The sequence below is a fragment of the Agrobacterium sp. 10MFCol1.1 genome, assembly GCF_000381165.1.
GTDB classification, from domain to species: Bacteria; Pseudomonadota; Alphaproteobacteria; order Rhizobiales; family Rhizobiaceae; genus Agrobacterium; species Agrobacterium tumefaciens.
The window spans coordinates 35,598-55,098 of the sequence record NZ_KB906074.1; the positions used below are offsets into that span (position 1 = coordinate 35,598).

General features: G+C 58.1%; 16 protein-coding genes and 1 pseudogene. 11 read left to right on the forward strand and 6 right to left on the reverse strand.

The window, feature by feature from the left end:
• The first annotated feature begins 126 nt into the window (after positions 1-126).
• The 4 genes and pseudogenes from F617_RS0108480 to F617_RS28840 form a co-directional block, all read left to right on the forward strand.
• A complete protein-coding gene (locus tag F617_RS0108480) occupies positions 127-756 on the forward strand; it encodes a TetR/AcrR family transcriptional regulator (protein WP_013636802.1) in 630 nt (209 codons plus the stop codon).
• 139 nt (positions 757-895) lie between these two features.
• Positions 896-1,570, forward strand: coding sequence for a response regulator transcription factor (locus tag F617_RS0108485; RefSeq protein WP_019565042.1), 675 nt, complete (start codon positions 896-898; stop codon positions 1,568-1,570).
• 35 nt (positions 1,571-1,605) lie between these two features.
• A complete protein-coding gene (locus F617_RS0108490; protein WP_026330740.1) occupies positions 1,606-3,003 on the forward strand; it encodes a HAMP domain-containing sensor histidine kinase in 1,398 nt (465 codons plus the stop codon).
• A 5-nt stretch (positions 3,004-3,008) separates the two neighbouring features.
• Positions 3,009-3,231, forward strand: a pseudogene (locus F617_RS28840) (outer membrane protein); the annotation flags it as partial.
• A gap of 113 nt (positions 3,232-3,344) precedes the next feature.
• Here the strand turns inward: F617_RS28840 and F617_RS0108495 are convergent.
• Both F617_RS0108495 and F617_RS0108500 read right to left on the reverse strand, forming a co-directional pair.
• Positions 3,345-3,731 (reverse strand): hypothetical protein, encoded by a 387-nt coding sequence (locus tag F617_RS0108495; protein ID WP_019565044.1) that lies wholly within the window; start codon positions 3,729-3,731, stop codon positions 3,345-3,347.
• A gap of 104 nt (positions 3,732-3,835) precedes the next feature.
• Complete coding sequence (locus tag F617_RS0108500) at positions 3,836-4,267, reverse strand: MarR family winged helix-turn-helix transcriptional regulator (protein ID WP_025594436.1); 432 nt, start codon at positions 4,265-4,267, stop codon at positions 3,836-3,838.
• 207 nt (positions 4,268-4,474) lie between these two features.
• Between F617_RS0108500 and graD the strand changes: the two genes are divergently transcribed.
• The 7 genes from graD (at position 4,475) to F617_RS0108535 (ending at position 11,139) form a co-directional block, all read left to right on the forward strand.
• Positions 4,475-5,014 carry an FADH(2)-dependent resorcinol hydroxylase reductase component gene (gene graD / locus F617_RS0108505; RefSeq protein ID WP_003514147.1) on the forward strand — a complete coding sequence of 180 codons (540 nt, stop codon included), beginning with the start codon at positions 4,475-4,477 and terminating at the stop codon, positions 5,012-5,014.
• Positions 5,015-5,050: 36 nt separating this feature from the next.
• Entirely contained in the window at positions 5,051-6,280 is a 1,230-nt protein-coding gene (gene graA, locus F617_RS0108510) for an FADH(2)-dependent resorcinol hydroxylase oxygenase component (RefSeq protein ID WP_019565046.1), read from the forward strand.
• 46 nt (positions 6,281-6,326) lie between these two features.
• Positions 6,327-7,310, forward strand: a complete 984-nt coding sequence (gene tsdA / locus F617_RS0108515) for a gamma-resorcylate decarboxylase (protein ID WP_003514143.1) — start codon at positions 6,327-6,329, stop codon at positions 7,308-7,310.
• 3 nt (positions 7,311-7,313) lie between these two features.
• Positions 7,314-8,369, forward strand: coding sequence for a maleylacetate reductase (gene graC, locus F617_RS0108520; protein WP_019565047.1), 1,056 nt, complete (start codon positions 7,314-7,316; stop codon positions 8,367-8,369).
• A gap of 40 nt (positions 8,370-8,409) precedes the next feature.
• Positions 8,410-9,297, forward strand: a complete 888-nt coding sequence (gene graB, locus F617_RS0108525; RefSeq protein ID WP_019565048.1) for a hydroxyquinol 1,2-dioxygenase — start codon at positions 8,410-8,412, stop codon at positions 9,295-9,297.
• Entirely contained in the window at positions 9,294-9,632 is a 339-nt protein-coding gene (locus F617_RS0108530) for a YciI family protein (RefSeq protein WP_026330741.1), read from the forward strand. The genes graB and F617_RS0108530 overlap by 4 nt, the downstream gene beginning before the upstream one ends.
• A gap of 220 nt (positions 9,633-9,852) precedes the next feature.
• A complete protein-coding gene (locus F617_RS0108535) occupies positions 9,853-11,139 on the forward strand; it encodes an aromatic acid/H+ symport family MFS transporter (RefSeq protein WP_013636793.1) in 1,287 nt (428 codons plus the stop codon).
• A gap of 53 nt (positions 11,140-11,192) precedes the next feature.
• Here the strand turns inward: F617_RS0108535 and F617_RS0108540 are convergent, their stop codons facing one another.
• From F617_RS0108540 to mprF, 4 genes are all read right to left on the reverse strand, one after another.
• A complete protein-coding gene (locus F617_RS0108540) occupies positions 11,193-13,520 on the reverse strand; it encodes a DUF1217 domain-containing protein (protein ID WP_019565050.1) in 2,328 nt (775 codons plus the stop codon).
• A 377-nt stretch (positions 13,521-13,897) separates the two neighbouring features.
• Positions 13,898-15,223, reverse strand: coding sequence for a telomere resolvase (locus F617_RS0108545; protein WP_019565051.1), 1,326 nt, complete (start codon positions 15,221-15,223; stop codon positions 13,898-13,900).
• A gap of 288 nt (positions 15,224-15,511) precedes the next feature.
• Positions 15,512-16,882, reverse strand: coding sequence for a virulence factor (locus F617_RS0108550; protein ID WP_019565052.1), 1,371 nt, complete (start codon positions 16,880-16,882; stop codon positions 15,512-15,514).
• 11 nt (positions 16,883-16,893) lie between these two features.
• The gene (mprF, locus tag F617_RS0108555) at positions 16,894-19,494 is read right to left on the reverse strand and encodes a bifunctional lysylphosphatidylglycerol flippase/synthetase MprF (protein ID WP_013636789.1); all 2,601 of its coding nucleotides are present in this window, start codon (positions 19,492-19,494) and stop codon (positions 16,894-16,896) included.
• Between the last annotated feature and the right edge of the window lie 7 nt (positions 19,495-19,501).

Here is a 19,501-nt window from a genome sequence, read left to right on the forward strand (position 1 = left end):
CGTTTATGGGAGAAGGCTAAGCGGGAATGTACATAGGTGTCAATTAATAAAACACTTGTGTTTATGCATTCGACATGAGTGGACATTCGCCTTGTCGCGACCAGACCGATTTGCTAGGAAATCATCATGGAAGCGACATTGAACGAGACTGGTTGGCGCGGATCGCAGGAGGGCTGGCTTGAGGCCGCCTACCAGGCGCTTCTCGAATCCGGCGTGGATTCCGTGAAAATCCTGCCGTTGGCGAAAAAACTCGGTCTGTCGCGCACGAGTTTCTACTGGTTCTTCCGGGATCGGGAGGAGTTGCTGGCCGCACTCGTCTCCCGCTGGCGCGAAAAGAATACCGGCAGCATCGTCAGGCAGTCGGAGGCCTATGCGGAGACCCTGGCCGAAGCGATGCTGAATGTCTTCGATTGCTGGCTGGATGCCGGCCTCTTCGACAACAGGTTCGAATTTGCGGTTCGCAGTTGGGCTCTTCAGTCCGATGATATTCTTGCCGAGGTGCGTAAGGCTGATCAGACGAGAATGGATGCACTTTCGCGCATGTTCATGCGTTTTGGCCATTCCGAAAATATGGCGGATGTGCGTGCCCGCACCACGTATCTCGTGCAGATCGGCTATATCTCCATGCAGTCGGAGGAAGATATGGCCGTGCGCATGAAAAGGATCCCGGACTATATTGCGATCTACACCGGTGAGGTGCCGCAGCAGCGCGAGCTTGACCGTTTTTATGCAAGACATGGGTACAGGCCGGGATAAGGCATCCAAGGTGTGACGGTCGATTTGCGTCTGGCAGGAGGGTGAGAGAAGGATAGTCCGGCTCCTTGCCTGCAATGTAGCTGTAACATTCACCGACCAGTGGTGAGGACGGCAAGAATTCACCTTTGGGGAAAAGTCATTGCGAATCCTGCTTCTCGAGGATGAACCGGAAATGGCGCGGGCCATGCTCGAAGCCCTGCGACGGCGTGATGTGCTTGCGGATCATGTCAGGACGATTGCCGATGCCGACGCGCTGGCGCGTGACGGCTCTTACGATGTGCTGGTTCTGGATCGTCGCCTTCCGGATGGTGAAGGGTTGAACCTTGTGTCTTCGCTTCGCAAAGCCAGGCATTCGGTGCCGATCCTCGTTCTGACGGCGCTCGGAAGTGTCGATCACCGCGTTGACGGTCTTGACGCCGGCGCGGATGATTACCTCGCCAAGCCCTTTGCGATCGAGGAATTGCTTGCCCGCCTTCGGGCGCTGCACAGGCGCGGCCCTTCGCTTTCCAGCCAATATGTGAGCTTCGGAAATCTGAGCATTGATCCGAAGAGCAATGAAGTCACGGTTGCCGGTGCCATCATCGAGTTTCGGCGGCGGGAATATCTGGCGCTCGAGGCTCTGATGCGACGTCCGAACCGCATCGTGACGCGTTCCAATCTGGTCGAGGCGGTTTACAACCTGGATGATGAGATCGAATCCAACGCGCTTGACGCCCATATCTCCCGCATCAGGAAGAAGCTCGCGCAGGCCGAAGCCACCGTCGAGATAAGAGCCGTGCGAAACATCGGCTATCTCATCCGGGCGAATATATGAAGCAGGAGCGCAACCGATCCCTGCGGTGGGCGCTGATGAAGCGTCTTTTCGCCTTGCAGGCGTTCTTGCTCGTTCTGTTTGTCATCCTCCTCGTCGGCTGGATCTGGATCATTGATCCACGGCTGGAGGGCGCCAATGAAGAGGCTGTCCGCATCGTTGCGGAAAGCGTGACGAAGGATGGGCAGGGCCGGGCGCAAGTTTTGCCCACGCCCGGATTGGTCGAGCTGAAACAGCGCTATCCGAATCTTTGGTTCTTGGTGCGGGACGCCGATGAAATCGTCCTGCGATATGGAGAAATCCCAGTACCGGCTTTGGCGGCAGTTTTTCCGTCAAGCATCGAAAGGGCGCGTCTGGAAGCGGGGGAAACAGTCCGGGCCACCATGGAAAACCGCGATACGCCCGCCGGGCGGCTGCAATTCATTGCCGGTACGGAAAAAGGCATCCCGAATGACGGCCTCAGCCTATGGATCAGTATGCAGTTAGATCTGGAAAAAGATGCCAACGGCGAGATCCGCTGGCTTACTGTCTTGCCGGGTGTGGGCTTCGTCATTCTTATCGCCGTCGTGCCCATGCTGATCCTGACTGGTATCGCGACATTGATCGTGACCCCGAGGGCGGTCGGCCGTTCACTTGGCGGCCTGATGGAAACGGTCAGCCAGGCGCAATCCATCAATTTCGAGAACCGGTCTGCCCGTATCAATCGTTCCAAGGTGCCCAGCGAAATCATTCCCCTGGTAAATGCCTTCAACGTCGCGCTTTCCAAGTTGGATGAGGGATATAATCGCCGTAACCGCTTTCTTGCCGATGCCGCGCATGAGTTGAGAACGCCGATTGCAATCGCGCGGATCAGGGCCGATCTTTTGCCCGATGACGCGCTGAGCCGACAACTTCGGGCCGATATCGATCGCCTCACACGCGTTGCGCACCAGTTGCTGGAGATGCAGGCGGTCGGCGTGGTGGAATTACCCGCCGAGCGGCAGGACCTGAACATCCTTGTCGAGCGCATCGCGACCGATCTCGCGCCGATTGCGATGGATGCCGGTTACGAGTTCGATTTCGAGCCAAGTGAAGGAGAGGCCGTGTTCACGGTCCAGACTTCGATCATCGAGATGGCGGTCGTCAATCTCGTTCGCAACGCAATCGATCATGGCGGCGGCAAGGGTGCTATCACGATCCGGGTCGGTGCTGCGGGCTTCATTGACGTTTGCGATGAAGGGCCGGGCATCCCCGTCTCGGAACGCGAGCAGGTATTCGAGCCGTTTCACCGCGTCAATACGAACTCGCCAGGAGCCGGCCTCGGGTTGAATCTGGTCCAGAAGGCGGCAGAGATTCATTGCGGACGCGTTGTCTTCCTCGACCTCAATCCCGGTTTTTGCGTCCGGCTGGAAATTCGCTCGGTGGCTTCGAAAGATGCTGCGGCTGATACTGTCTAGCTGACGGGATTTTAAGCGATCAGGCATGTTTCCCCGGCTTTATCACCACCAAGTTCTAGGATGGAAACGGCGTCACGGGTGCCGACTGCTGGAACCAGGGCTATCGGGTTGGCGCCGGCGTCGAACAGAGCTTCGGCGGCGGCCTGTCGGCCAAGTTTGGCGAGCGGCAGGTCGAAGTCCGATCCAAATGATCACGTCATCAAGGCCGGCCTGAACTACCGCTTCTGACCGGCCCATCCGATGAGAAATCCCAGGGAGAACGTTCCAACGAAAACCGCCGCTTCAAGCATCAAAGCGGCGGTCAAAAATCTGGGAGGGCTGAGTTTGAAATCCGGGAACAATCACTCGCATTCGAGTGACGGTTGCCGGAAGCTCGTTACATACCATTCGCCGCCGGAATTGCGTGTGTAGAAAGTGTAGAAGCAGTCTATGCGCTCGACATAACCCGGCGTCTCGGACACTTCGTAACGCTCTCCGCGCCGTGTTGTCCGCACTTCGCCACTTGATGATCCGGCTACAGCCTGTGTCTTGTTCTTCCGCCACTGGTAGGCCTGCTGTCCACCGCCAAGGTTATAGATATTGTCCGGCGGCCCATAGTCTAGCATCACGCTGGTGATGGGTGCGCCGATGTAGCTTTTCATGACTGTCGAGGCGCAGGCCGAAACCAGGATCGATGCTGTGACAAGGGCGAGCGTTGTCAGGTAGGCGGGTGACAATCTCTCGGACATGGGCAATTTTCCTCCGCTGTGGTGAGTTGCCACAGGGATAGGAACCAGCCATTACAAGTACATTGCACGCGAAGGTCGTGACGGGTCAGCGGATCCTTTGGGGATCAGAGACCGGCAATGTTGCGGCCGATGTGGCGCAGGATGCTTTTGAAAAGTTTCACTTCGGCCGGGTCGAGGCCTTCGATCGCGGTCTTTTCGAACATGGCGGCGATTGGCATCAGTTCCTCGGCAAGTTCTTCACCCTTTGGCGTCAGCGTGATGCGCACGATCCGCGCATTGTCGACAGGTCGCTCGCGGCTGACGAGGTTGCGTCTCACGAGCAGGCCAACAAGCCGGGAGAGCGTGGAAATCTCCACCGACACGAGGTCTGAAAGCTCGGTCAGCGTTTTGCTTTCCTGTTGTCTCAGCGTTGCCAGCACACGATACATCGGCAGGGTGATGTCATAGGATGCCAGCCTCAGGGAGAAGCGCTCTCCAAGCCGAACACCTACCCAGTTGAGCAGGTAGGGTACCGAGTCAGTGAACTGATAAGACACAAGCAAAACCCCGTTTTGAGAAACACGTGCGCGGATGACGTGGCGCACCCATCGGCTGTACCGGCATAATCTATCAGTTTCAATAGTTTCGCTCCAGAAGACCGGGGACGGCGAGGCCATATCGCAGCTTCCCCCCGCCATTAAACATTTGCATTGACAAATGTTGCAAATGAAAATATTTAAGAATGCAGGATTTGGGAGGATCTCATGACATCAGCACTGTTTGGCCTGAACAATCTTGCGCCTGAAGGCGTCGGCCAGAATTTCCGCACGACGATGCGCCGTTTTCCGGCGACCGTGACGGTCATCACTGCCTGTGCCACGGGTGATCAGCGCGATCACGGCATGACGGTTACCGCCGTCACCTCGGTTTCGATGGAGCCGCCCTCTCTTCTGGTTTGCCTGAACAACCGCACGTTTCTGCACGAATTGCTGCTCTGCCGGCCCGATTTCATCGTGAATGTACTGACGCAGGACCAGATTGCCTTGTCTGATGCTTTCAGCGGCAAGGTTTCACCGGAGGAGCGTTTCCGCAACGGCGAGTGGCAGCGTCATGACAACGGTGTTCTTTATCTGCCCACGGCCCATGCCGCCATCGCCTGCCGCCGTGTCGCGGCAATGCCATATGGAACGCATACGGTGTTTATCGGACAGGTGGTGTCGGCCGATGTAAGCGAGACGACACGACCGCTGCTTTACGAAAATGCCCAATATTGCGCCGCAAGCCCGGCAGGCCTGTCCGCCTGATATTTCCCGGCTAGACTATTCTCGGAGGAGACAATCATGAACGATATGAGCCATGCGCCGCAGCCGGCGCAAACGAACCCGCATGTCCGCCTCGTCGGTCGCGTTGCCGGTGTAGCGGATCTTTTCCGCTCCAGCGCCCGACAAACAGAGGAGGCGCGCCGCGTTCCCGCCAGTCATATCGCGGCGCTGCGCGGCATCGGCTATTTCGACGTCGTCAAACCGCGGGCTTTCGGTGGGCAGGGCGGTGAATTTGCCGAGCTTGTCGAAGCCAATATCGAGCTTTCGGCGGCCTGCGCGTCGACCGGCTGGGTTGCCGGCCTGCTTTCCGCCCATCAATGGCTGCTGGCGATGTTTCCAGAGAATGCGCAGGCGGATGTCTGGGACGAAAACCCTGACGCGCTTCTGTGTGGTTCCTATGCGCCGGTAAAGATGGCGGAGGCCGCTGACGGCGGTTACCGCCTGAGCGGCAAATGGGCCTTTGCCTCGGGCTGCGAGAATGCCCAATGGTCTCTCTGCGCCGCCATCCTGCCGCCGCAGGGCGAAGGCAGGCCGGTTCCGGCCTTCCTTCTCGTGCCTGCAAGCCAATATGCCATTGAAGACACGTGGCATGTGGTCGGACTGGCCGGCACGGGTTCCAAGACGCTGGTTCTCGATGATGTCTTTGTTCCCAAACATCGGGTTCTGACCTTTCCGGACGCGACCAGCGGCCACACGCCGGGCGGGCGGTTTTATGCGCAGGAAGGTCTCTTCAACATGCCGCTTCTGACCGGCATTCCTTCCTGTCTCGCCTCGACTGGCGTCGGTGCGGCCAAGGGTGCCCTGGCAGCCTATGTCGATCATGTCGGTGGCCGGGTGACCCGCGGTGCGGTGGCGGGCGGCAATAACCGCATGGCGGAATTTCCAACCATCCAGCTGCGTGTCGCGGAAGCCGCTGCGAGCGTGGATGCCGCTTGTGAAATCCTGTTGCGCGACGTTGCGCGGGCTCAGGCACTCTCACAGGCAAGGCTTGAAGGGCGGGCGGAATTTTCGGTGGACGACCGGCTATTGAGCCGTCGCGGCCAGTCCTTTTCGGTCTCTCTGGCGCTGCGCGCCGTGCAGGCACTCAACGATTCCACCGGCGGTGTCGGGCTTGATCTTTCCAATCCGGTCCAGCGGGCCTGGCGGGATGCGAATGCGGTGGGCCGCCATATCAGCATGAACTGGGATGCCGTGGGCACCATGATCGGCCAGAGCATGCTCGGCCTGGAACCCAAGGGCCAATATTGACCGCACATGTGGCGGCAACTGAACAGCGATTTTCGGAGGAAATAACATGCAAGGCAAGGTCGCTCTCGAAGAGCATTTCGCAATCCCGGAAACACTTCAGGATTCGGCCGGGTTCGTGCCCGGTGATTACTGGAAGGAACTGCAGCATCGCCTGCTCGACATTCAGGATACGCGCCTGAAGCTGATGGATGCGCATGGCATCGAAACCATGATCCTGTCGCTGAATGCGCCGGCGGTGCAGGCTATTCCCGACAAGAAGAAGGCGATCGAGATTGCGCGCCGCGCCAATGACGTCCTGGCTGAAGAATGCGCCAAGCGGCCGGACCGCTTCCTCGCCTTCGCAGCCCTGCCGTTGCAGGACCCGGATGCGGCGACCGAGGAGCTTCAGCGCTGCGTCAACGATCTCGGTTTCGTCGGCGCACTCGTCAACGGCTTCAGCCAGGAGGGCGATGGCCAGACACCGCTTTATTACGACCTGCCGCAATATCGTCCATTCTGGGGCGAGGTGGAAAAGCTTGATGTGCCTTTCTATCTGCATCCGCGCAATCCGCTGCCGCAGGATTCCCGCATCTATGACGGCCACCCCTGGCTGCTTGGCCCCACCTGGGCGTTTGCGCAGGAAACGGCGGTTCACGCGCTGCGCCTCATGGCATCAGGCCTGTTCGATGAGCATCCGCGCCTCAACATCATTCTTGGCCATATGGGCGAGGGCCTGCCCTACATGATGTGGCGCATCGACCACCGCAATGCCTGGGTGAAGCTGCCGCCGCGCTATCCGGCCAAGCGCCGTTTCATGGATTATTTCAACGAGAATTTCCACATCACCACCTCTGGCAATTTCCGCACCCAGACCCTGATCGATGCCATTCTGGAAATCGGTGCCGACCGCATCCTGTTCTCCACCGACTGGCCCTTCGAGAACATCGATCATGCCTCCGACTGGTTCAATGCGACGAGCATTGCCGAGGCCGACCGGGTAAAGATCGGCCGCACCAATGCGCGCCGCCTGTTCAAGCTCGACGGAGCCTGAGCCATGCAGCCGTTCGTCTATACGACGGCCCCGGCCCGCATCGTCTTTGGCACGGGTAGCTCCGTGGGGGTGGCGGAGGAAATCCGTCGCCTCGGGCTGTCACGGGCGTTGGTGCTTTCCACACCCCACCAGAAGGGCGATGCGGAGGCTTTGGCCGCCCGGCTTGGCCAATTGGCTGCCGGTGTTTTTTACGATGCGGCCATGCACACGCCGGTCGAGGTGGCGAAAAGGGCGGTCGAGGCTTATCGCGCTGCCGGTGCCGATTGCGTCTTGTCGCTCGGCGGCGGCTCTACCACCGGTCTTGGCAAGGCCATTGCCTTGCGCACCGATGCGCCCCAGATCGTCATTCCAACGACCTATGCCGGTTCTGAGGTGACGCCCATTCTTGGCCAAACGGAAAATGGCGTGAAGACCACCCTGCGCGGTCCGGAAATCCTGCCGGAAGTGGTGATTTACGATGCCGAACTGACACTTGGATTACCGGTTGGCATCAGCATGACCAGCGGGCTAAACGCCATGGCCCATGCGGCAGAGGCGCTTTATGCTCGGGATCGCAATCCCATCGCCAGTATGATGGCGGTGGAAGGGTTGCGGGCGATGATCGAGGCGCTTCCCGGTGTGAGGATGGAGCCGCAAGATACCAAGGCGCGCGAAACGGCGCTTTACGGCGCGTGGCTGTGTGGCACGGTGCTGGGCGCTGTTGGCATGTCGCTGCATCACAAGCTTTGCCACACGCTGGGCGGCAGTCTGGACCTGCCGCATGCGGAAACCCATGCGGTGCTTCTGCCGCATACCATCGCTTATGTGGAACAGGCGGTGCCGGATCAGCTTGCGCCGCTGGCCGCACTTGTCGGTGGCAGGGCAGGGACGGGTCTTTACGATTTTGCCGCCCGGCTCGGCGCGCCGGCAAGCCTTGCAGCAATCGGTGTTGGCGGGGAAGATCTCGACGCTATGGCCGAGCTTGCGACCGCCAATCCTTACTGGTGCCCGCGGCCAGTTGAAAAAACCGCGATCCGCGCCCTGTTGCAACGCGCCTTCGAGGGCGCAAGGCCGGAGTGATCCGGCAAGCAGGGAGCGGCAATGATGGGAGGAGGACATTATGGACATGAAAACGACCGGTGACGACGGCTATTTCGTCGAGGAACGTTCGGCCGAAACCGTGATCGCCCGTATGCGTGATTGTGACGATCCGCGTCTCAAGGAGATCATGGCGGTCGTCACCCGCAAGCTTCACGAGGCGGTGAAAGAGATTGAGCCGACTGAAGAGGAATGGATGAAGGCAATCCATTTTCTGACCGAGGTCGGCCGGATCTGCAATGAATGGCGGCAGGAGTGGATCCTTTTCTCCGATATTCTCGGCGTCTCCATGCTGGTCGATGCGATCAACCACCGCAAGCCGAGCGGCGCGTCGGAATCCACCGTTCTCGGGCCTTTTCATGTGGCCGATGCGCCTGAGATGCCGATGGGCGCCAATATCTGCCTCGACGGCAAGGGCGAGGACATGCTGGTCACCGGCCGCATTCTCGACACCGACGGAGTGCCGGTCGCAGGCGCCCGCATTGACGTCTGGCAGGCCAATGACGAAGGTTTCTACGACGTGCAGCAGAAGGGCATTCAGCCCGATTTCAACCTGCGTGGCGTATTCGTCACCGGTGAGGACGGACGCTACTGGTTCCGGGCGACGAAGCCGAAATATTACCCGATACCGGATGATGGCCCCGTGGGGCAGCTTCTGCGGGCCATGGGGCGTCATCCCTACCGACCAGCGCATCTGCACTACATCGTTGCGGCAGAAGGCTTCACTACGCTCGTCACGCATATTTTCGACCCTGATGATCCTTACATTCGTTCGGATGCAGTTTTCGGTGTGAAGGAAAGCCTGCTGGCCGATTTTCAGCGGGTGGAGGATGCGCAGAGGGCGCAGGAGCTGGGGTTCGCCAACGGCTGGTTCTGGTCGGTGGACCACGATTTCGTGCTCGCCCGATGACCGTCGGTAGCGACCGTCCCCGGCTCTATGTGCGTTTTGCGGAAAGTGATCCCGCTGCCGCTGAGCAAAGGTTGACGCAGATGAGTGCCCACAAGGCTCATTTACGCAACGAAGATGGCGTTCCGGAAGGATTCAGAATTCTCGCATCCGGCCCGATGCAGGCGGAAAGCGGAGGGTCTGCCGCAGCCCTCATCATTGCTGAAGCCCGCTGTATCGAGGACGTCATGGCTTTTAGCGACGCCGACCCTTTTGTCATTCACGGCGTCTATAACCGCATCCGTATTTTGAACTGGACGCCGACTTTGTCGAGGATTTCGGAGCTGGAAGGCGACTGAAATCCACGCCTGCAATAGCTGTTGACGATTGTTAATATTTCAATTGCAATTTTTGCAAACGCAACATTTAATCGAAGGCGGGTGATACCGGCGATATGTGTCTTGACAGGAGCGAGACGCACATCAGGGTGGAGCAAGCCGGGCACCCAGGGAGCAATCGCAGGAACGGGAAGACGTCGATCCATTCCGGGTGGCGCGTTCATGCGTGAAAGGGAGGAATATGTCCACGAACTATATGAGCGCCGCCTCGGTGCGGACGAAGAACCCGGCTGGCGTCATCGCGACATGCGGCCTGATGATCATGTTCGACGGTTACGATCTGGTCGTTTACGGCGCGGTTGCACCGGCGTTGCTGAAAGAAGGTGCATGGGCGCTCAATCCGGCCATGGTCGGGCGGGCTGCCGCCTTGACGCTGGTGGGCATGCTGCTCGGCGCGCTGTTTGCCGGCACCATGGCGGACCGTATCGGCCGCCGGAAGGTCGTTCTCATCAGCCTTGCCGGATTTTCAGCGATGATGATTGCCTCGGCCATGACGCCGAACTTTCTTGCTTTCGAAATCACGCGCTTCTTCGCCGGTCTCGGCCTTGGCGCGCTCCTGCCGACGGTTACCGCGCTCGTGCTGGAATTCTCGCCGCCCAAGCGCAGGGCACAGGCAAACTCCCTGTCGTTCCTCGGTTATCTTATCGGCGGCATCATTTCCGGCCTCATGGGTATTTTGCTTCTGGAGAGCTATGGCTGGAGGCCATTGATGCTGATAGGCGGCCTGCCGCTTATTCTTCTGCCGATCTTCATGCGGTTCCTGCCGGAATCGCCGGAATGGCTGGCAAGCAAGGGCCGGCAGGCAGAGGCAGACGGGATTTGCGACACTTACGGCCTGCAACGCATTACGCCGCATGCCAAGATCCAAAAGGGCGGCGTGGGCGCCCTCTTCTCGGAAGGCCGGCTGCTTTCGACGCTGAATGCCTGGGGCATTCACTTTTGCTCGCTTCTGCTGACCTTCGGCATGGTCAACTGGCTGCCCACCATCATGAACAAAATGGGCTACGACATCAGTTCGGCGCTCAGCTTTTCCATCATGCTCAATGTCGGAGCCGCAATTGGCATTCTCATCGGCGGGCGTTTCGCCGACAAGGGTAACGTTAAAGTGGTTGTGGCCGTCCTTTTTGCCATTGGCGCGGCCTCGATCTGGGCGTTGACGGTAAACAAGGGGCCGTTGCTCTATCTCTTCGTTGCCCTTGCGGGTGCGGGAACGATTGGAACCCAGATTCTTGCCAACGTTCTGGTCGGGCGGCTTTATCCTGTCCATATTCGCGGTACGGGTCTTGGCTTTTCCCTGGCCGTCGGGCGGCTGGGCGGCATCGCCGGTCCGATGATCGGCGGTCTCGTACTGCAACGGGGCCTGGCTCCGGAGTGGAACTTCTACATTTTCGGCTCGGTCGCGCTGGTCGGGCTGGCTTTGACCGTATTGACCCTGCTCTACCGCACTTCAGGCGACGGGCGGGTTTGACTAAGATGATGTTGGCCGCAGGGCAAAACCTGCGGCCAGCACTAATAGATGGTCTAACCTCTGCGGCGGCTGCGGAGTTGCCCCAACGTCGCGAGTGTATTGCCGCTGATGGACGTGCTGCCGCTGCCGAATAGAGCGAGACGCGGATCCGACGTTGCGTTGTTCGCTTCGAATGTCAGCAAAAAGCGATTGACCAGTTTTTCGACCTTCTTGGGGTCCTGCAGGTCCTTTATCTTCAGCTTCTTCTCGATCATCTTTGCCTGCGCATCCACCTTGGAGTTTGCGGTTTCTGCGGGAATTCCAAGGGCGGTGCGGGTGAACTCCGCAAGCGCATTGTCGGCGAGTATGTCGTAAGGATTGGAAATGCTGGCGGCCATGCGCTTGAAATAGAGCGCAAGGCGAACGCCGGAATTTTCTTCGCCGACCCGCTGTTCCAGCGTCTGCCGAACATATTTGTCGCGTGTTTCCATGAGGCTGCGGGTGTTCTGCACGCTCTGGCCGGCTTTCGCGACGATATTCCCCTTGGCGTCGAAATTGAAGGAGCCGGCAAGTGCGCGGAAGCGGGCATCCTTTTCGGTATTGGCGAAGCTTTTTGTGTCCTTGAGGTCGGACTTGAAGATCTTCTTGAGGTAGTCGGTGGTGACCGTTTTGGGGTCGATACGCTGCGCAATCAGCATAAAATCGAGAAGGCGGCGGTCGGAGAGCAATTGATCGACGGTTTCAATCGTTTCCATTTTCTGGCGATAATAGGTGACCTCCTTTTCGCCTTTCTCCCTGACCTTTTTGTCCTTGTCCCAACGGGTAACTTCCTTCAGATAATTTCGCGATATTCGGGTGATCTCGTTTTCCGACTGGGCGAGCCGGGGTGAGCCGATCTTGCCCTCGGCATCAAAGTTGAAAGCCTTGGCCAGCCGCACGAAACGCTCGTCTTTCAAAGTATAAACGTAACTTTTCGGGTCTGACAGATCGCTGGTAAATACCCGTTTCAGCGTGAAGGACGAGGCTTCTTCAGCGGTAATATCGAAGGCCTTCAGGGCGAAGTTTCGAATGATGACCGCGCCCTGCGCGTTCGACAGAAAATCCTCGAGATTTTTCGTCAGGCCGATATAGCGCTGGTAGTTCTTGATTGCCTTTTCGTCCGCTGCTTCGTCCTTGTCATCGTAACGGCTGAAGTAGAGGTTCATCATGGTGTTGAGCTGTTCGGCGGTCTGCGCGACCTTGCCGGTCTTGATCTTGCCATCCGCACCGAAATTGAAGGCGCGTGCCAGATCGACAAGACCTTTGTCCTTCTCCTTATGGATAGGGCTTTTCGGATCATTCGGATCCTGCAAGACGGCCCAGCCGATTTTCTTGTCCGTCTCATCATTGTCGGTCAGATTGAAGCTGACGATGAGCATCGTTCTCAGGCGCGCAAACTGCGTCATCTGGCTGGCCTCGGTGATGGTTTTCATCTTGTCCACGAAATACTCGCGGTTGAGAACAGCTCCGGCCTGCGTCAGGCGGGGATTTGAAAGAACGTAGGTTTCGTTAATCAGTCGCCTCTGCGCAGCCGTCTGCGCCGGCATGCCGTCATCTACGCGACCGTCGTCCCGGAAATTAAACGCGGCCGCCATCTCGAACAGTTTGTTGGCGTCGTTGATACGCTTGTTATATTGGCTGATCAGGTAGTCGATCTTTGCGAGCGCCGGTTTGTCGGTGGACGCGACGCCTGCACGTTCTATGCGCAGATCGGCCGCCTTTGCCTTCCACTCCGGGATCAATGACTTGTAGGTCTTGTTGATGTAGCTATCGGCATTGCTGATATCGCTCGTCAGAACGTTTTTGACGTGCTTGTAGCTGAAGGTCTCGGGGTCGATGCCGAAGGATTTGAAGATATAATCCCGAAGCCGCGTGTTCTTGAAGATATCGTCGACATGCCCGACCTTCTCGATGGCAATGTTGTAAAAACGGGTCTCTTCCTTTAATTCGGCGCCTTCCTGTTCGATCGTAGCGTGATAGGTGGCAATCAACCGGTCCTGCTGGGATTTTGTCTGAACCGATTTTTCCGCTTTGATCGTGCCGAAATCGAAAGAGGCAGCGAAGTCGCGGTATCGCGTATCCTTCAGTTTGTTGGCGAAGCTGTTCGGATCGTTGAGATTGCTTTCCAGCACCTTCTTCATGAAGGCGGTGGCATAGATCATTTCCTCCAGTCCATGTGCCTTCATGGCATAGGAATACAGCCGGAAGTCCTTCAGGAACGCGTCGAGGTTTTTGACCTTGCCGATATTATCCGCATAATATTTGGCGTCGCGCGATACGACGGGGTCGTTCGCGACGCGTTTCAGCGACAATTCCATATCACGGTTGTAAAGAGCGTAAGTCGTATATGCGGGCAGCACCATGTGTCTCCGAAAAAACTATGGCAAAATCTGTGCGTGAACCAGTTATGAAGCGGATAATTGCAGTATAGTCTTGCGCGTAGCTGTATAATTAAAAGTAATATTTAGAATAAATATTTTGTATTATTAAATTAGTTGAGATTTATATTGATTCTTTGCTGCGTGGCTGCGTTCAGATCGCGTGCAGGCAGAAGCGGCCCCAAGCGCCAACGCCAACACCACGCCGGCAGACAAAGGGGAAAGACTTGGCAAAAGCTGAGGGCGGCACATTTGTCCGGGCTGTTGGGACAGACATGCGAAAATACCGCTGGCAGCGTGTTCAGCGCTATCCTGAGGCAAGGCCGGATTAGAGGCTTTTTCTAGGGCAGTTCCGGGTACCGCTACGGGTTCTTGCGGGAGACGGGGGCGATGGTCGCCATCTGCAACAAAGTGCGCTCATTCGTGCGTTTGGCTCGCGCCAATGCATCGTCGCGGTCTTCCGGCAGCGTGTAGGTCATGTAGGACAGCGAGGTTTCGAGGTCGTTATTGTTGTGCCCGAGGATGGCCGCGAAATAGCTGTTCTTGGTGACATGGGGCGGCGCGAAATTGTGATACGCCACCTCCGCATAAAGGTGCCGCAAGCCATAGGGCTTGGGCAGTTCTTCCTTCGGCCAGAGATCCTCGAACAGATTAAAAACCGTGTCCCGAAGCAGCAGGCGGGTTTCCGATGAAAAATCGTCGATCGACATGCCGTGCCACAATTTTCCCTGCCCGCTTTCGCGCAGGCGCTGGTAGGCGGACAGAATGGTTGCGGAGCGTGCAAGGACCGGGATCTCGTAGGTAATCCCGAATTTCGTTCCTTCGCCCTGCTTCGTCTTGGCCTGGCCGTTAAACAGGATGCTCCATTTGGAAACGCCCTTGCCATAGGGGGCGGGTGAAAACTCGGCCTGCGTAAAGACCTCGTAGGGGCGTCGCCCCGTCATGCCAATCAGGCCGATGCCGATCATCAGCGGATCGCTGGACTTGAGACAATCCTCGCAGATCTTCAGCACCTGCCGGTAATTTTCGAACGTAATCAGCGCACCATGCTTATTGGCGATCTTCTCCATCTTGACCCGGCGCGCATCGTCGTACATCGCTGCATCGCCGGTGGCGATCTTCAGCATCGGATGGTCGTCACCGAAGGCTTCGCGGATGGCGTTACGATATTTGGTGATGTAGGAAATGATCGTCGTCTGGGCGCGGCCCTTCATGACGGCGATTTCGGCGTCCCACAAGGCCTGCATCTCTTCTTTCGAGCCCAGGCCGTTCATCGCTGCAATAAAATCCGCGATCCGCAAAAGCACTGTCGGCTTGCGGCCAGCGGTGTTGAACTCCGCCCGTTCGATCTTTTCGACAATGGAGGTCGCCACGCCGGTTTTCGGATAGTCGGCCCGCTCTATATAGGTCTTCAGCCGCTCCCGCAGCTTTTTCATGTTGCAGATGGCAAGCGGGGTGCTCTTTGCGCCAAATTCGGCCTTCAGGGCATAGCGATATTTCATGATGTAAAGTTCGAGCGTCTTTTCCGTGCGGCCATTGTCGAAATGGTAGCGGACCTCTGCGTCCCAAAGATCGCGGATTTTTTTGTTTCGCAACGTCTCGCTGCTTTTCATCGCCTCCCTGACCCGACCGACGAACTGGTCGATGCGTTCCACGAGAACTGGAGTTTTGGTCTTTCGTGCGAGCATGCGGCGGCCCCTGAACCGGTCGGGAAATATAAAATCTATGATTGGCAATCAACAGAAGCATGGTTGCGGAAATGCCATGGATATTCGCTGCCAGCATATTTCTTTTGAATAATAGTTTAATCGATTCCGCAAGTATGGCCGTGATGCGTGGACCCTTCAAGGAAGGTTTGCGAGCCGAGATCGGTAAGTCGGGGAGCCGACATCCTGCCGGCGGCGCTTCAGGTGATTGAATTCTGATGGAAGTACGGGCTTCGGGAATTCTCCCGAAGCCGCAGAGGTTGCGACAGCCTATTTCGGTAGCCGGGTTTTCAGGGAGGTCACGATGCGCTTGGCAAGCCCTTCATAGTCCTCATCGAAATGGTGGCCACCTTCGATGCCGACCGTCTCCACGCCCTTTGCCTTCAGGCCGGGGCAGGGGTCTTCATCCTCTTCCTCCGTGCCATAGACGCATTGCACCAGCTTCGGATCGATCTTGACGATGTCGTCGATGGTCTTGCCGCCCTTGCCTTCGCCGGCAACGCCGAGCCAGCCCTGGACGGAAATCTCGAAATCGACTTCGGTCGAAAGTCCAAGCAGCGTCAGCTGCACGACATGGGATTTCGCGCGTTCGGGCAGGAGATTATAGGTGGCGGGAATGATATCGGCGCCAAAGGAATAGCCGATCAGCACGACGTTTCGAACCTTCCATTCCTTGCGGTAGGTGTCGATGATGCGCGCAAGGTCATTGGCCACTTCCTGCGGCTGTTTTTCTTTCCAGAAGTAACGCAGGGCATCGACGCCGATCACAGGTATCCCCTGCTTTTGCAGCGCGCCGCCGACTTCCTCGTCCAGATCGCGCCAGCCGCCGTCACCGGAATAGATCACCGCCATGGTGTCCATCGCCGGGCTTGTTTCGAGAACCGTGATCGGCAGGCCTAGCGGGCTGCTGGTGTCGCCCGCCGCATCGACCTTGTCGGACAGGGTCTGGGACAAAATCTCATCCGCCTTGCCTGTCACATCTGTCACTTCGATATCGGGATGAAGCTTCACCAGGGCGTTAACGTGGTCGCGGCCCTTCTGATCCGCATCGGGCGTGAACAGAACGCTGACAGGAGCTGGCAGCGGGCCATCGGTCAGGCCATAAACCGTTTCACCGTCCACCTTGTCCTTGGTGGCGGGGGTGCAGAGTATCTTCTCAAGCGGCAGGCCAGCCTTGGGGTCAACCGCGATGGCTTCCTGAACGGTGGAGACCGGGCTTTGCGCGATCATGGCGAGCGCCAGCGTTCCGCCCTTGCCGATGCCGGTGAGGATAGGCTGGCGATAGCTGGCGGTCCCGGCGGTGCGCTGGATCTGCTGCGACAGCGACTCGATGTCCGAGATCATATAGATACACTCGTCATCATCGGCCTCGAGTGCCTTCAGATATTCCTTGAAATCGATGCCGACCACCGCGGCACCCTTTTCCACCAGTGCTTTGGCGCGTTCTTCGTCGGTGCCGGTCCATCCGTCCGCATCGGAAATCAGGAAGACGCTGGCGAGAATTTCACCATCCGGCACCATGATGTGCTCGGCGGGGATCATTCCGGTGTCATAGGCTGGCTTGTCCTGCGAAAAGGCGGCACTGGAAGCAAACAACGGGGAGAGGAACAGGGCGGAAGCGGCAAGGGCTGCCTTCAGCATGCTGTATTTTCTCATTTTCCGATCACTCCTCTGACACCGCCACTGATCAGAACCGTCGCGTCCATCAGCGCCAGAGCGGCGTCTGCGCCATTCTGTACGGCGAGGTAACGCGGTTCCCATTTCGGGTGGAACTTCGTCTTGAACGCACGAAGGCCCTTAAAGTTGTAGAAACGTTCGCCATGTTCGAAAAGCGTGCTGCCAATGCGGTCCCAGACCGGTGCCGCATCGCGCTTCGACATGCCGGACATGGGTGCCATGCCGAGATTGAAGCTCTCATATCCCGCCTCGCGCAGGTGCTGCATGATGCTGACGAAGAGGAAATCCATCGAGCCGCGCGGTGCATCCGGTGAAAAGCGCATGAGATCGACGGTGGCTTCCTTTTTGGTGTCCGTCACCATCAGATTGGCGAAGGCGGTGATCTTGCCATCCTTGCGCAGCACGGCGACGGGCTGGGAGAGAATGTAGTTGGGCTCGAACGCACCAAGAGAAAATCGCTTTTCCCTTGTATTGTGGTGGGTGAGCCAGCCATCCGAGACCTGCTTGAGATCATCCAGAATATCGGCAACATGCGATTGCTCGACAACTTCGAAGGTCAGCCCGTCGCGGGCGCCGCGGCTCAGGGACTGGCGAAGGGTTGCGAGCTTGCCGCCCTTCAATTCGAATGCGGTAAGATCGACCAGCGCCAGTTCGCCAAGCTTGAAGGCACGCAGGCCCGCATCGGCGCAATGGGACAGGAGGAAGGGCGAAATCTGGTAGAAGGCGGCGCGCGCACCCGCCGAACGGGCGGATTCCACGAATTGCCAGACCAGATCGGGAAAATCCTCCTCGTTGCCGACGGGATCGGCGAAGGCTATCCATGACCGGCCCTGAATGCCGTACATGATGAAGGCGCTGCCGCTTTCCGAGAACATCACATGCTTGTCGCCCATGCGCACCAGATTGGCATCGGCCGAATCCTGCTGCATGACGATGTCGGTTGCACGTTCAACGTCTTCCGGCTGGATGGAATCCGGCTTGAAAGTGACCGGCCGCATCAGGCTGAAAATTGCAATGGTGGAGGAAGCAAGCACCAGGCCGAGAAGGGCGCGCAGACCGCGCGGGGCTTCTTCGGAGAACTCGAATTCCCACCACAATGTGTGGCTGTAATCGGTGTCGCGGTAGACGAACAGAAGGATCGTTGCCGCGCCGGCGATGATGACGGCCATAGCAGCGAGCCAGCTCGGTCCCAGCGCCTGTTTGACCAGCGAGGCATGACGGTTGAAGCTGCGCATATTGAGGGCGAGCGCCGCGATAAAGATGCCGAGGAAGATTGCCTCGAAAACGGCGATCGCCTTCACCAGCGACAGGATGAGCGCCAGCGATGCGGCGACAAGGGCAATCCACCACGCCCCATCCAGCCGCTGCCCGAGGCCGCGGGAGGCGACAACGAGGCCAAGGCCGAGAATGCTCGTCAGAAAGTGCGCCGCCTCGATGATCGGCAGTGGCACGAAATTCGACAGGAAATCCAGATTGCTGCCGGGCGTCGGCGTCACGCTCGAAAAGATCAGCATGGTGCCGAGAATGATCGCGAAGGTGGAGAGCAGCGGTGGCGCCAGCCGCACGGCAAGCTGGCTGATATCGGAGACCACCGGCTTGGCCGCGAACTGCTTCATTTCGGAAACGATCATCACCAGAATGGCAACAACCAGCGGCAGGACGTGATAGATGACGCGATAAAGAACGAGGCTTCCGAGCAGCTGATCGACGCTGATCGCGTTGCCGAGCCCGGCTACCATGACCGTTTCGAACACACCGAGACCGGCGGGAACGTGGCTGAGAACGCCAAGGCCAACGGCGGTGGCATAGATCGCGAAGAATGTCGGCCAGCCGAGATGCGTCTCGGGCAGGAGCACGTAAAGCACGGAGGCGGAGGCGGCGATATCAAAGGCTGAGACGAGGAACTGGCGCGAGGAGGTGCGGCTGTCGGGAAGGCGCAGTCGCCATTTGCCGAGCCGGATCGCCTTGCCGTTGCGGCCGACGTAGGCGGTGGTAACGAGAACGGCAATGACGGCGAGCGCTCCGCCCCTTAGAACAGTCGGGTCGAGACCGATGATGGCGGCGATGCGTGGTGCGACGATGAAGGTCGAAAGGGCGCTGACAGACAAAAGCCCCAGCCCGAACGACAGCGTGACGAAGGCGATGACACGGGCGATGTCACCCGGCGAAAGTCCCAGCCTGGAATAGGCGCGAAAGCGTATGGCGCCGCCGCTCAAGGGGCCAAATCCAGCAGTGTTGCCGATGGCGTAAGCGGCAAAAGCGGTGGCCGCCATGGACGGGAAGCGCACCTTTTTGCCGACATATTCGATTGCGTTGGCGTCATAGAAAATCAGCGACAGGAAGCTCAGCGCCGTAAAGACCATTGCAAGAAGAATGGCCGGAAGCGAAGTGTCCAGAAGGGCTGCGATCACATCATCGTACCGCACTTCGGATGTGAGGCGGTAAATCGCAAACGTCATCATCACGAAGATGAGCGTAATGGCGATGGCCGTCAGATAGGGCCGGTTTCTGGCAAAGAAGCTTTCAACCGGGGATTCGGTAATATCGGTCTGTATAATTTCGCTCTTGTCTGCCATTTGCTTT

What these genes read in the sequence shown, in the direction of transcription:
- F617_RS0108480 (WP_013636802.1), top strand. Translation starts at nt 127, where the DNA reads ATGGAAGCGACATTGAACGAGACTGGTTGGCGCGGATCGCAGGAGGGC.
- F617_RS0108490 (WP_026330740.1), top strand. Translation starts at nt 1,606, where the DNA reads ATGAAGCGTCTTTTCGCCTTGCAGGCGTTCTTGCTCGTTCTGTTTGTC.
- F617_RS0108495 (WP_019565044.1), bottom strand. Translation starts at nt 3,731, where the DNA reads ATGTCCGAGAGATTGTCACCCGCCTACCTGACAACGCTCGCCCTTGTC.
- graD (WP_003514147.1), top strand. Translation starts at nt 4,475, where the DNA reads ATGACATCAGCACTGTTTGGCCTGAACAATCTTGCGCCTGAAGGCGTC.
- graA (WP_019565046.1), top strand. Translation starts at nt 5,051, where the DNA reads ATGAACGATATGAGCCATGCGCCGCAGCCGGCGCAAACGAACCCGCAT.
- tsdA (WP_003514143.1), top strand. Translation starts at nt 6,327, where the DNA reads ATGCAAGGCAAGGTCGCTCTCGAAGAGCATTTCGCAATCCCGGAAACA.
- graC (WP_019565047.1), top strand. Translation starts at nt 7,314, where the DNA reads ATGCAGCCGTTCGTCTATACGACGGCCCCGGCCCGCATCGTCTTTGGC.
- graB (WP_019565048.1), top strand. Translation starts at nt 8,410, where the DNA reads ATGGACATGAAAACGACCGGTGACGACGGCTATTTCGTCGAGGAACGT.
- F617_RS0108530 (WP_026330741.1), top strand. Translation starts at nt 9,294, where the DNA reads ATGACCGTCGGTAGCGACCGTCCCCGGCTCTATGTGCGTTTTGCGGAA.
- F617_RS0108535 (WP_013636793.1), top strand. Translation starts at nt 9,853, where the DNA reads ATGTCCACGAACTATATGAGCGCCGCCTCGGTGCGGACGAAGAACCCG.
- F617_RS0108540 (WP_019565050.1), bottom strand. Translation starts at nt 13,520, where the DNA reads ATGGTGCTGCCCGCATATACGACTTACGCTCTTTACAACCGTGATATG.
- F617_RS0108545 (WP_019565051.1), bottom strand. Translation starts at nt 15,223, where the DNA reads ATGCTCGCACGAAAGACCAAAACTCCAGTTCTCGTGGAACGCATCGAC.
- F617_RS0108550 (WP_019565052.1), bottom strand. Translation starts at nt 16,882, where the DNA reads ATGCTGAAGGCAGCCCTTGCCGCTTCCGCCCTGTTCCTCTCCCCGTTG.
- mprF (WP_013636789.1), bottom strand. Translation starts at nt 19,494, where the DNA reads ATGGCAGACAAGAGCGAAATTATACAGACCGATATTACCGAATCCCCG.